10 protein-coding genes are annotated in these 11,781 nt (G+C 62.6%); 2 read left to right on the forward strand and 8 right to left on the reverse strand.

What is annotated here, in order from left to right:
* Positions 1–326: 326 nt before the first annotated feature.
* Positions 327–2,897 carry a DNA ligase D gene (gene ligD, locus ACO2Q2_RS09690; protein ID WP_423255563.1) on the forward strand — a complete coding sequence of 857 codons (2,571 nt, stop codon included), beginning with the start codon at positions 327–329 and terminating at the stop codon, positions 2,895–2,897.
* Positions 2,898–2,915: 18 nt separating this feature from the next.
* On the opposite strand, the gene ACO2Q2_RS09695 is transcribed toward ligD, so the two are convergent.
* Positions 2,916–3,857, reverse strand: coding sequence for a Ku protein (locus ACO2Q2_RS09695; RefSeq protein WP_423255564.1), 942 nt, complete (start codon positions 3,855–3,857; stop codon positions 2,916–2,918).
* Positions 3,858–4,078: 221 nt separating this feature from the next.
* Here ACO2Q2_RS09695 and ACO2Q2_RS09700 point away from each other — a divergent pair, with 221 nt between their 5' ends.
* Positions 4,079–4,261, forward strand: coding sequence for a hypothetical protein (locus tag ACO2Q2_RS09700; protein WP_423255565.1), 183 nt, complete (start codon positions 4,079–4,081; stop codon positions 4,259–4,261).
* 453 nt (positions 4,262–4,714) lie between these two features.
* On the opposite strand, the gene ACO2Q2_RS09705 is transcribed toward ACO2Q2_RS09700, so the two are convergent.
* From ACO2Q2_RS09705 to ACO2Q2_RS09735, 7 genes are all read right to left on the reverse strand, one after another.
* Complete coding sequence (locus ACO2Q2_RS09705; protein ID WP_423255566.1) at positions 4,715–5,725, reverse strand: DNA topoisomerase IB; 1,011 nt, start codon at positions 5,723–5,725, stop codon at positions 4,715–4,717.
* Positions 5,726–7,558: 1,833 nt separating this feature from the next.
* Complete coding sequence (locus tag ACO2Q2_RS09710; protein WP_423255567.1) at positions 7,559–7,915, reverse strand: hypothetical protein; 357 nt, start codon at positions 7,913–7,915, stop codon at positions 7,559–7,561.
* 330 nt (positions 7,916–8,245) lie between these two features.
* Entirely contained in the window at positions 8,246–8,440 is a 195-nt protein-coding gene (locus ACO2Q2_RS09715; protein WP_423255568.1) for a hypothetical protein, read from the reverse strand.
* 1 nt (position 8,441) lies between these two features.
* Complete coding sequence (locus ACO2Q2_RS09720) at positions 8,442–9,593, reverse strand: zonular occludens toxin domain-containing protein (protein ID WP_423255569.1); 1,152 nt, start codon at positions 9,591–9,593, stop codon at positions 8,442–8,444.
* Positions 9,590–9,877, reverse strand: coding sequence for a hypothetical protein (locus ACO2Q2_RS09725; protein WP_423255570.1), 288 nt, complete (start codon positions 9,875–9,877; stop codon positions 9,590–9,592). Before ACO2Q2_RS09725 ends, ACO2Q2_RS09720 begins: the two co-directional genes overlap by 4 nt.
* Positions 9,877–11,286, reverse strand: a complete 1,410-nt coding sequence (locus ACO2Q2_RS09730) for a hypothetical protein (protein ID WP_423255571.1) — start codon at positions 11,284–11,286, stop codon at positions 9,877–9,879. The genes ACO2Q2_RS09725 and ACO2Q2_RS09730 overlap by 1 nt, the downstream gene beginning before the upstream one ends.
* Positions 11,287–11,408: 122 nt before the next feature.
* Positions 11,409–11,627, reverse strand: coding sequence for a major capsid protein (locus ACO2Q2_RS09735; protein ID WP_423255572.1), 219 nt, complete (start codon positions 11,625–11,627; stop codon positions 11,409–11,411).
* Positions 11,628–11,781: the final 154 nt, after the last annotated feature.

An 11,781-nucleotide genomic window follows, 5' to 3' on the forward strand; every position in this document is an offset into this window, starting at 1 on the left:
TGCGGGAGGAACCAGCAAAGCAGATTGCGCTTGCAGCGACCGTGATGGGCCGAGCCCAAGCTCTACACGTTCCTGCCACTTGATTCGATGTATTTCATGCCTGGTAGCGGCTGCGTCATGGTGACACACCTCTCATCATCGACATGATCAATCCGTTCGGGGGTAGGCAGAGAGTCCGGCGACTCCATCGCCAGATGAGCAACTGCATGCACGGCCGTGGTCCTCCGCCTTGTCATCGCGTTACCCATCACATGGAATACAGGGTGCGCGGCAATGCCACGGGAGAGAGTCTGCACCATTCCTCATCAGACGCGAGCTCGGCTCCAATGAGTCTTCATGACTACCAGCGCAAGCGCGATTTCAGCCGTACGCGAGAACCTGCAACAAGCAGCCGAGCTTCGGCAGGCGAGCGTGCAATTTTCGTGGTGCAGTTACACCACGCCAGCCGGCGTCACTACGACTTTCGCCTTCAGGTAGGAAACGTGCTGAGAAGCTGGGCAGTGCCGAAAGGCCCCAGTTTCGACCCTGGCGACAAGCGCCTGGCGGTAGAGGTCGAGGATCACCCGCTCGACTACGCGAGCTTCGAGGGCGACATCGAGGCCGGCTACGGCAAGGGCCATGTGGACCGTTTCGATTACGGCGTGTGGTCATCGCCGGGCGACGTGGAGGCACAGCTGCGCAAGGGGCACCTGCGCTTCGAGCTGTTCGGCGAACGACTCAAGGGCGCCTGGCACCTGGTGCGCAGCGGTCGCAAGGAGAAGCAGCCGGCGTGGTTCCTGATCAAGGCCGTTGACGCCTTCGCCAGCGATGTACAGGCCGACGACCTGCTCGACGCGCGCATGCGCGCGAGCACGCGCAAGGCCGCCAAGACGCCGGCGCAGAAGCCTGCCGCCGGCAAATCGACGGCACGGCGGCGCGCCGCGCCCCACATACGTCCCGTAGAAGCACGCAAGCTGCTGGCGATGCTCAAGGTCACGCCGAAGGCGCGGCTCTCGCGTGTGTCGGGCGAGTTCTTCAAGCCGGAACTGGCGCGACTGAGCGACACGCCGCCCAGCGGTGACCAGTGGCTGCACGAAGTGAAGTGGGACGGCTATCGACTGCTGGCGACAGTGCACGACGGCGCGGTGGCCTTGTGGTCACGAAACGGCTTGTCGTGGACCGGACGCGTGCCGGAGATTGCACAGGCAATCTCCGTGCTGAGGCTAGAATCGGCGCAGCTCGATGGCGAACTGATTGCCCTGGATGCCGACGGCCGCAGCGACTTCAACGCACTGCAGAAGACCCTGGCCGGCGAGCTCAACGCGCCGCTGGTCTACATGCTGTTCGACTGCCCGGCGCTGCAGGGTTACGACCTCACACGCTCGGCGCTGGAGGATCGCAAGGCGCTGCTGGCGTACATCCTGCACGGCCGCCCGGCGCCGCTGGCCTACAGCGCGCACACGGTGGGGCAGGGCGATGCCGCTTTTCGCATGGCGAACGAACAGGCGCTGGAGGGCATCATCTCCAAGCGTCGCAATGCGCCGTACCGCGGTGGTCGCGGCGACGACTGGCGCAAGACCAAACGGCTGCAGAGCGACGAGTTTGTGGTACTCGGCTACACCGCACCCGGCGGCAGCCGCCATGGTTTCGGTTCGCTGCTGCTGGGCAAGCCGGATCCCTCTGTGTCCGGGCGCTGGATCTACGCCGGGCGCGTGGGCACCGGCTTTGGCGACGCGGACCTGCGTCGGCTGAGTCGCAGTGTGGCCAAGGGCGGCGCCTCGCGCCCGCCCATGGCCATTGAAGGCATTGACCCGCTGCTGCGGGGTGCGCGCTGGGTGGCGCCGCGGACCGTGGTGGAAGTTGCCTTCCGCGGCCACGGCGGTAACGCGCTGCTGCGCCAGCCGAGCTTCAAGGGCCTGCGTCCGGATAAATCGGTGGATGACCTCACTGATGCCGATCGCCCGTCCGCTGCCAAGCCACCCTCCCGGTCCATTTCCCGGAAGTCAGCCATGTCCCCACAAGCCGCCTCCGACACCGTGGAGATCACCCATCCAGACCGCCTGGTCTTTCCCAACGACGGGATCAGCAAACAGGACGTGGCCGATTATTACCGTGCGGTAATGGGCTGGTTCCTGCCCGGCGTCATCGATCGGCCGACCTCGGTGGTGCGCTGTCCCGACGGCGTCGATAAGGCGTGCTTCTTTCAGAAACACGCGACGGCAGGCCTGCGGCACGTGGGCACGGTGGCGCTGAAGGAGGATGCCGGCGCGGCGGCGAACTACCTCGTGCCACGCGACGCGCTGGCGGTGCTGGAACTGGTGCAGTTCGGCGCGGTGGAGTTCCATCCCTGGGGTGTGAAGGCCGAGTCCCCGGACCTTGCCGACCGACTCGTGTTCGATCTCGATCCTGGCCCTGACGTGGCATGGGAGCGCGTGGTGGCCGGAGCGCGGCTGGTGCGCAAGCAACTGGAGCAGCTTGGGCTGGTCTCGTTCCTACGCACGTCCGGCGGCAAGGGTCTGCACGTGGTGTTGCCGCTGAAGCCGGCCGCGCCATGGTCGGTGGTGAAGCCGTTCGCGCGCGCCTTCGCCGATTCGCTGGCGCAAGCGCACCCGCTGGATTTCGTTGCGGTTGCTGCGAAGGCGCAGCGCAAGGGACACGTGTATCTGGACTATCTGCGCAACACGCGCGGCGCTACCAGCGTGGCGTCTTACTCACTGCGCAGCCGGGCCGAGGCGCCGGTGGCGGTGCCGCTGCGCTGGAGCGAGCTGGGTAAGGTGCGCGGCGGCAATCACTACACCTTGCGCACGGTGACGCGTCGGCTTGCCAGCCTGCGTAGCGATCCGTGGCAAGGCATCGACAAGGTACAGCAGGATCTGCAGCAGGTGCTCGATACGCTCGGTTCGACGGCCTCGGACTGACCGCTACACCGTGGACAGTTAGCCCGACTTGCGCGATTTTCTGGCGCCGCTCGTCTTTTTGCTCTTGGCTGCGCTGCGCTTGGCGGGGGCCTTCTTCGCTGCCCTGGTGGACGCGCGTTTATTCGTCGCCTTCGGCGCGGCGTGCCTTGCCGGCGTGCGCTTGTTGGTGTCTAGGCTCTTCTTGAGCAAGGCCATGAAGTCGACCACATTGGTAGAGGCGTTCTCGGCCGGCGCTTCCTCCGCACTCTCTTCGGCCGTGACCACGCCCTTGGACTTGAGGCGCTTGTCGATCACCTTGCGCAGGCGGTCGCGGAATTCGTCGCGGTAGTCGCCCGGCGCCCAGTTGCTGGACATCGATTCGATCAGCTGTTCGGCCATCGCCATTTCCTTCGCGGCGATGCGGTAGTCGCTAGTCGATCTGGCAGGCAGGCGATACTCCTCCAGATCCACCAGTTCCTGCGGATAGCGCAGCAACACCAGCTGCAACGCCTGGCCGCGCGGCATCACGGCGGACAGATATTCGCGTGTGCGGATCACCACGCGGGCGATGCCGATCTTGCCGGTGCGCTTGAGTGTCTCGCGCAACAGCACATAGCCCTTTTCCGCCTTCTTGCCGGGCACCAGCACGTACGGCTTCTCGAAGTACTCGGGACCGATTGAAGCAGCATCGACAAAAGCCTCCACCTCCACAGTCTCGCGCCCTTCCGCGGATGCCGCCTTGATGTCGTCCGGATCGAGCACGACGTAGCTCCCCTTTTTGTATTCGAATGCCTTGACGATGTCCTTCCAAGGCACCTCGTCGCCAGTCTCCGCATTGACGCGTTCGTAGCGGATGGGCGTGTTGCTGCGGCTGTCGAGCATGCGAAAGTGCAGGTCGACGCTGCGTTCGCCGGACATGAGCGATACCGGTACGTTGAGTAATCCAAACGACAACGTGCCCGTCCAGATAGGTCTCGCCATAACGCTCTCCCGTATATCAATTCGCGATAACTCGTGGCGTCGACCCGAAACCCTGGTCGCGCTACAGCAGACGCTGCCATTCCTTCAGCATGTGTTCGCAGCATGTGTTCGTAGCGCGCGGCGTAAGCGCGAGGAAAGCCTGCGGATACCAGAGTGATGCGACGGTTAACGAGGCCCACGCTAGCCTGCCATGCGTCAATAAACCATGTGCAGATAGCACCGTGAGCGCCGCAAAGCAGAAGCTGCGCGACAAGATGCTGGACCAGTTCGACAGCGCTGCTCTGATGGGCTGTTCATCCGACTTCGACATGCAATCCATCAACCCCGGCAGCCGAAAATTCAACGGACAGTTGACCTCGTCAGGTATATACATGTCGCTCAGTTGGATCGAGACCTTGCCATGACAAAGAACAACCACGAAGACACTAGCTCTCGCGACCGCAAGGACCCCGCTACCGCGCCATCAGGGACGAATGAGTCAGGATCAAATTACGAGACGGACCAGCAGCGTCTGCAGCGAAAGCATCGCGAGAGCGAGAACCAGGATGAGGCGTTGGAGGAAACTTTCCCCGCCAGCGACCCGGTATCGCCGTTTGTGCCAGCTAAGCTGCCGAAGTGATGTACTCACACGAATGATCGCTCCTAGGTAGCAACCTGTCGGACTTTTGCTCGGCCGGGCTGCGAATCCGGCTGTGCGTTCCCTATTTCCGCCGCTTCGCCGACCCATGGAGGTTCCATGGGCCAAAAAGCGACGGAAATAGGGACCGCACGGAGGGCTTTGCAGCCCGAATAGCTTCTACTGCCCACGCTCCTTGCGCTTCGTGGTAGGTGGTCAGCGGGAAAAGTGTTCGTGAGGTCTACCGGCGTGATCCGCCTTCCAACTTGTCGAGCAGACCGGCGACCACCCATTCAGCATGCCGTGTGCGGCTACCTGAGACGCCGGCCATCGCCTGCTGTAAGTGTCCGCTGGCCCATGCCTCAAATATCGCTGGGTGGATATATGCGCGCCGACACACCTCGGGCGTGTTGCGGAGAACCTCTGCGACTTCCTGCACCACCTGATTGAGCAACTGCCGACGTTTGCGTTCGCTCATGTGTGGATCGTAAGGCAGCTCAGCGAGCCGCATCGCGGCCTCGAGAGTGCCCGTCCAGGTGCGAAAGTCTTTGGCAGTAAAGGCTTCGCCCATGTGCTCCTGGAGGTAATGATTCACGGCGCCGGAATCAACAGGGCGGAGCCGGCCATGCTCGTCGCGGTAGCGAAAAAGACGCTGGCCTGGCAGGCGGTGCATACGCCGAATGATATTCGTCACCCGACGGTCCTTCAGCTGAAGCTTGCATCGTTGGCCGCCCTTTGCGCGAAAATGCAATTCCAGGTTTCCGTTCTCAATGCGCACATGGCGTTCCCGCAGTGTGGTGAGGCCAAAATGGCCGTTCTGCGTCACATACGATTCGTTGCCGATACGGATAGCCGTCTGATCGAGAATCCTGACGATCAGTGCGAGTACCTTCTTCCGCGGCAATCCGCTGGTAGCAAGGTCGTGACCGACCCGCCGACGCATCGCAGGCAGCGCAAAACCGAAGCTCGCCATGCGCTCGAATTTCCCAAAGTCGCGCAGGCGGCGCCATTGCGGGTGATAGCGGTACTGCTTGCGCCCCTTGGCGTCGCGGCCAGTCGCCTGCAGGTGACCACGCGGGTCGGGGCAAATCCACACATCTTCATATGCAGGCGGAATAGCCAAAGATTGGATTCGCTCAAGCACTGCTGGATCACGGATGCGTCGACCACTGGAATCGAAGTAGGCAAAGTCGTTGCCGCGTTTTTTCCGGGTGAAACCGGGACAGTCGTCAGTCGTATGCCGCAACCGCATGTCGTTGCGACATGTTCCGTGGCTTCGCAAAGTAGCCTTTCGCCGGGCCACTCAGAGGCGGAACCGCACGCATAGAGCCGGCCTGTCAAGCTGCATGTCTAGTCTCGCTTTGTAGTGATGACGTCTCCAGTCAAGTTGCAACATCGGAGCCCAAGCGCTGTCCTTGCTGGCAGCATCAACCTCTGCGGCACCTGGCGTAGAGCCGCCCGAATTCGTTACTGCTCCTATGCTGGTCAGGCGAGTGTCCACTTGTTGCTATCAAGCCGCTCCCATTCCAAAACCGAACGCATCGCTGTCCTCAGTGAACCACCAGCGTCAGCCGACGCTCCAAAAGTCAAGGTCGGTTTCGAGGTTGGCTTGGTAGTCGCCCTCTCAGATCGATGCGTGATCAAGCGGAGTGGAAGAAACCTCATCACCTGTGGCAAGAGAGACTGACGGGGCCGTGGATGCGAAGAGGTCGAGTGCGACGGCAAGGCATTCAAACGCGGGTCGGGCCGCGACATGGGCACAAGCGTTTCCTCCATCTCATGGATAGATCAAAAGAATTGCCATCGCACTGTCCACGTACAGTGTAGCCAGCGCCTATTTGTCGTCACGCGAGTCCAAAGCCGGCCACGAACATTGAGCAGTTGGATCTTGCCGGTCAGACAGAGATGCCCCGCCTGCAAGAGCTCGGTTTCACCAACGTCTCTGAGTTCGTCATCTCTCAAGCACGCCAAATTTTGGAGGCGAACATCACGATATGGATGCGGATACAACCGTTTGTCCGCATCCCTACAGCAGGAGACGAAAATGAGCGAGTCGAGCAAGTCGAACCAAGGCGGTAGCCACGAACAGCATGTCAAGGCCGGTCAGCAGAGCCACAAGAACTCTGAAGGCAGCCAAGCGGCTGGAAGGGGCCAGTCTGGCTCGCACGGCGGTGGCGATCATTCAAACCATGAGCAGCACGTCAAGGCGGGCCAGCAGAGTCACAAGAACTCCGAGTCTGGACAGCGGAGCGGTTCCGATCGGAACAGGGTTGACTAGCAGGGATGCGTGCAGGATGGCGCAAGGATGCGCCTGTAGGCAAAAATCGAGTTGAGGCCGTTGACTTTTCCCGGATTCCCCACATCACGCATCCACGTTGCGAGCCGATAGCTCAGGGCTTGCTCGCAGGTAATCCACAAGTGGCGCATGGCCGCTTACCATCCGGGGACCACAGGCCGTTGCGGTTGAGGGTCCAGCCGGACCACTGGTCGTTCAGCGCACCGAGATCGCCCAGCCGCCGCAGGCGCAGCAGCCGGACCACAGACCACGGCACCCGGTTACGGCCGGCGTCCCAATGCCGGACCGTCCGCAGTGACATGCCGAGGAATTCCGCGCAGGCCTTCGGGCTCAGAAAGCAGCTATGCCGCAGCTCGCGGAAACCGTCAGGGGACAGGTGCCACGCACGTTTGCGGCGCGGTTTCGGGTGCCCCTTGGGAGCATCCTTGATTGCGCATAATGTATATTATGTCAACTCTTGGACGCTGGCTGCGGCAGAGCTGGCACGCGGTGTGCAAGGCGCTACGCCCCCTCTCGCATGGAGCGCACCAGTGGGCCGCAAGCGAAAGCGCCTGAACTGGATCTGGAACGACGCAGACCAGGAGTTCGAGACCCCATCGGGTCAAGTCGTGACGCTCACCGACATTGCGCAGATGATCGCCGACCGGATCAACTGCCGCTATGACTTCGTCGGGCCGTGGTCGGGCTGGAAGATGCGCGGTGACGCGTTGATACCGCCCGGCCATGGACCCGGAGCACCACGGCTCAAGCCGACCACCTCACGCCTGTTTCTGCGCTGGATCGCCGAGGCTACCGAAGGCGATAACGCCCCGAGCAAGCGACCGGACGACCGTCCGAGCCCGTGGCCTGCGTGTACGTCGATCCACTGACTGTAACGACGGTGCCGGCGATGCAGCGCTCGACCGGAGAAAGCATCCGGGAGCGTTGAAGCGCGTCGCGGCGAGCTGCCGCCCGGGCCGATGCCTGCGCAGCATCCATGGCGGCGCTTTGCTGCATTTCCTGCGCGGATGACTGCACGCCGCCGACGAAATCCATTAGGTCGCGCAGATCCCGCTGGCGGGAATATTCGTTGTAGCCCACGAAGCCGGCGACGCCGACGACGGCCGCGCCGATGATGCCCAGCGCAATCTTGCTCGATCCATCCATGCGAATACCCACCCTTGACGAAGCCCGAGGGTATCGAAAAAGCGGTTCGGCGGGGAGGCGCGGGGGAAGGTGGCCCGGGGTATTGGTGCAGGGGGCAGGAGCCCCCTGTATGCCCTTCACCGCCTTGCCGACAGCAAAGGAGCGCACCCGTCCTGCGGACAGCAGAAGCGGGCTAGAGGCTAAGGGAACCACCGACGCAGGATGCGATGCTTCATCGCGTGCGCAGCACCAGGGCCCTCGCACACGAAGCCCAGGCGCACAAGCAGGAGGCCGGGAAGCATAAACACCGCCCCGATCGCGTAAAGCACACCAGCCAGCAGCTGCCGCATGTCACGAACGCTCCGAATCGTCATCAAGGGGCTGAAGCTCCGCCGACTGACGGTCCAGCCAGACCAGCCGCAGCTCGTCGTAGAGATCACGCGCACGCTGGGCGAAAACGTGTTCGTCGTACCTGGAGGCTATGCGGAGAGCGTCAAGCACCGTTTGCAATTGCTCACCATCCAGACGCAGCTCGAAATCGTCCATATCAACTCCCCTTCCCGGAACCACCAAACGCATCAGCATGCCACGAGCCCGGCGCACCGGGAGGCGTGTACGTCTGCGCACCCACACCACCGGGCCAGCCGGCCGAGGCCGACACACCGGCACCAGACCGATCAACGCCAGGAGCCTGCGCCGGCTGTTCCTGCTGCTGCGCGACCTGACCGCCCTGCACGTCACGCGCTGGGCGACGGTACGGGTTATACACGCCGTCAGCGGCGATTGAGCGACAGATCTTCGGCTCGACCACGTAGCGGGTCCCCTGTTCCGTCTTACAGCTGCACCGGCCGTCCTCGACCGCGATGCAATACACCTCGGGCTCAGCGACCACGGCGCGGCCATCGTACGCAGGAGCTGTCCAGGGCTGGCCCTCAATTCGAGGCTTAAAGAACGACACCAGATCGTCAGGCCGGCTCGCACCCGCTGCGAACGATTGGCCAGCCGCGCGCGGCTCCGCCTGCTTTGGCTTGGGCTCAGGCTTCGGCACCGCAGCGGCCGCCACCTTTGCCGGCTTGTGCTCGTCCGGCGAGAAAAAGCCCGTCACGCGCCACACCAGCAGCCCCAGCCCGGCAAGCGCCAGCGGCAACGCCCACACGAACCACGGCACCCGCACGCGGGTTGTATCCATGACCGTCGATTCGTACAAATTCCGCTGCATCAACTGTGCAGGATATTTCCACGGCTTCTTTATCTGACTATTGCTCGTGTTCTCGGCGAACTTGTCCCAGCAAAGAATAATCGCGCCTTTTAATCCGGCTTTCCGCCTGACGTGCTCGTGCCACTCCACGAGCCCCAGCAAAAAGCCGTCAATCTGCTGCTTCGCCTGCTGGCAGATCAACACGAAATCAAACCCGCGATGCCGGTGGGTCGCCATAGCCTTGACGTAATCGGGGGTATTAGCACCCGGCGCACGTCGCGGAAACACCGAATAGCATTCGTCCAGCACTACGAACGCACCATCGGGCAACGCCTGCCATTGCTTCGGATCATCCAACGGGAAAAACCCCGCCGCAGCGTAATCCAGCCCCCGCACGCCGTGAACGTACACCGCACGGCCCTTCGCTTTAGCCTCAACCGCAAGCTCCATCGCCCGCAGCGTCTTACCGTGCCCAGGCTGTCCCGAAATCAGTGTGATCATTTCGCCAGCGCCTTAAGTGCCACGCTACCGGTTGCGGCTGCGACGGCGCTCGACAAAATCATAGTCATACCCACATCGCCGCCCAACGCACCGAATGCTTGAAAAACAAACGAATCCATCAGATAGCTTTTTGTGCGCGCGTACGCAATCAGATCCGGTAATGCAATCTCGTGAATAACGATGCCGATTCCGAGCGCCAACAGCGCCTTTAAAATCCACTGGCCGAGATACGTAGAAACGAGCCACATCAGCATGCGGCCAAGCGCGGCGAATACGGCGGGCATCAGCTTTTACTCCCGGCAAGAATTCGCGCAGAGATAAACGCGCAGATCAACAAAAAAATACCGCGCAGGACTGAGAGCCACTTACAGAACAACGTCTGATCCCCGAACGTCACTTCGGTGCCCAATAGCGTCACCGTCGGCAACTGCGGACACGTGTTGCCCGCCCAGCCGCTTTCGTCAATCACGCTCGTGTCGGTGGTTTCCGTTTTCACCACGGAGCCCACCGGCGTGTCACCAACAGGCGGCCCCACGTCGTCCAGGCCCTTCGTCACCCAATCCGGCATGCCGTCGCCGTCCGCGTCAGACTTGCTCGTGCCGCAGCGCTGCAACCAGCTTTGAGACACCACCGCACACGTCGGCGCGTCGCCAGAACAAATCGGCGGCGAATTGCAGTCCTGGCCACCGCTCGCACTTCCATTCGACGGCGAGGACGATGCCGGCGCCGGCCCGGAGTCGCCGGAGGTCTGACCGTTTGAGACGCTACCCGCGCTATCCGGTGGCTTGTAAACGTTCACCACCACCGGCAGCGTCGCGCCCGTCGTCGGATTGGCCTGCGTCGCCTTCGACTGCCCCACGATCTGTGTGGGCGGGTCCGGCACCTTCGACGGCGGCGGCAACGGAGGCGACGGCGAACCACCGCAAAGCACCACCGAGGACCCCGAACACCCGCCAGCCGAAGAACGCGCCGTACCGCCTGACACGCAATACTGCGCCCCGCCCGATGACGCGCAGTACTGATCACTCGCCGGGTTGTAGCAACTCGCCGAATCGCACACCGAAGGCGTCGAAGGCGTATTCGTGAAATCCGTAGGCGGCGCCACCGCAGGCACGTCACCACCCTGCCCGTCTTTGACACCCGACCCGCTCGCGAGGTTGCCACTCGGCGCCGCGCTGCCGTAGGTCTGCCACTTACCACTGTACGGGTTAAAAATCGGCGCACCCGACGGCGTGAACGTCATCGCGCACTGCACCGTCGCACCCGTATTCGGGTCCACAGCGTTTTGCGGGAACGTGTAGCCGGCGAGCATCTTGCCGTCGACGTACAAGCTAACGTGCGGAAGCGTCCCGCATGGGTTGCTCGGCGTAGTAGACGCCGCCCAAATGAAATAGTTGAACCGCGACACGATGGGGAAGCCGTAGGCCCTAAGCCCGGGCGACACCGCCCACCCCGCGTCAACGGTCGGCCTTGTCGGATCACCTACCGGAGCATCCGAGGAATAGATCGGATAAGCGACGCCGCAATAAGAGTCCGTCGTCGCTTGCGGACGCTCGGGATAATTACTGTGCGCAGACGCCTTGCACGCGGCCAACGCCGTGGACTGGTCGGGGTATGTCTCAGCAGCAACCGACGACGCCATGCCAAGCAGCAACACGCCGACTCCCGCGAGCAAGGCGGCGCGCATACTCACGAGTAAATCAACCAAACCGCCGGCAACAGCGCCAGCATCACGAAATAGCCTTCCATACGTCTATTCCTCGCAAAAGAAAAGCCGGGCAAGTCGCCCTGCCCGGCCTAGGTCACGTCACCGAATCAGCGCACCGCCGAGCGGAGGTGACGAATCAGCGCCACCACCGCCACGAGCGCCAACACCGCGCCGCCAATCGTGTACAACTGGGTCTTGCCACCACTCAGCTCGGTGGTCACGGTCGTGACCAGGTCATCGCCAGCGGTCTGCGCCGCGGCCACGCCGCTCAGGACCATGCCGCCCACGAGGCCCGCGAATCGGGCCATCTTCTGCTTTGCGTTCATTGCTTCACCTTTGTGATTGATTGCGAAAAAGCCGCACGAGATAACCCACGGTCCAACACCCGGCGATCACGCCGGACAATGCAAGACCCTGGGCCGCGCTAAGTGGCGGCACACTCAGCGTGTCGGGTTGCTGCACCCACACGATGTGAGTACA

Origin of the sequence: Dyella sp. KRB-257 (assembly GCF_049445995.1) — a bacterium.
Classification (GTDB): domain Bacteria; phylum Pseudomonadota; class Gammaproteobacteria; order Xanthomonadales; family Rhodanobacteraceae; genus Dyella_A.

What these genes read in the sequence shown, in the direction of transcription:
- ligD (WP_423255563.1), top strand. Translation starts at nt 327, where the DNA reads ATGAGTCTTCATGACTACCAGCGCAAGCGCGATTTCAGCCGTACGCGA.
- ACO2Q2_RS09695 (WP_423255564.1), bottom strand. Translation starts at nt 3,857, where the DNA reads ATGGCGAGACCTATCTGGACGGGCACGTTGTCGTTTGGATTACTCAAC.
- ACO2Q2_RS09705 (WP_423255566.1), bottom strand. Translation starts at nt 5,725, where the DNA reads ATGCGGTTGCGGCATACGACTGACGACTGTCCCGGTTTCACCCGGAAA.
- ACO2Q2_RS09710 (WP_423255567.1), bottom strand. Translation starts at nt 7,915, where the DNA reads ATGGATGGATCGAGCAAGATTGCGCTGGGCATCATCGGCGCGGCCGTC.
- ACO2Q2_RS09715 (WP_423255568.1), bottom strand. Translation starts at nt 8,440, where the DNA reads ATGGACGATTTCGAGCTGCGTCTGGATGGTGAGCAATTGCAAACGGTG.
- ACO2Q2_RS09720 (WP_423255569.1), bottom strand. Translation starts at nt 9,593, where the DNA reads ATGATCACACTGATTTCGGGACAGCCTGGGCACGGTAAGACGCTGCGG.
- ACO2Q2_RS09725 (WP_423255570.1), bottom strand. Translation starts at nt 9,877, where the DNA reads ATGCCCGCCGTATTCGCCGCGCTTGGCCGCATGCTGATGTGGCTCGTT.
- ACO2Q2_RS09735 (WP_423255572.1), bottom strand. Translation starts at nt 11,627, where the DNA reads ATGAACGCAAAGCAGAAGATGGCCCGATTCGCGGGCCTCGTGGGCGGC.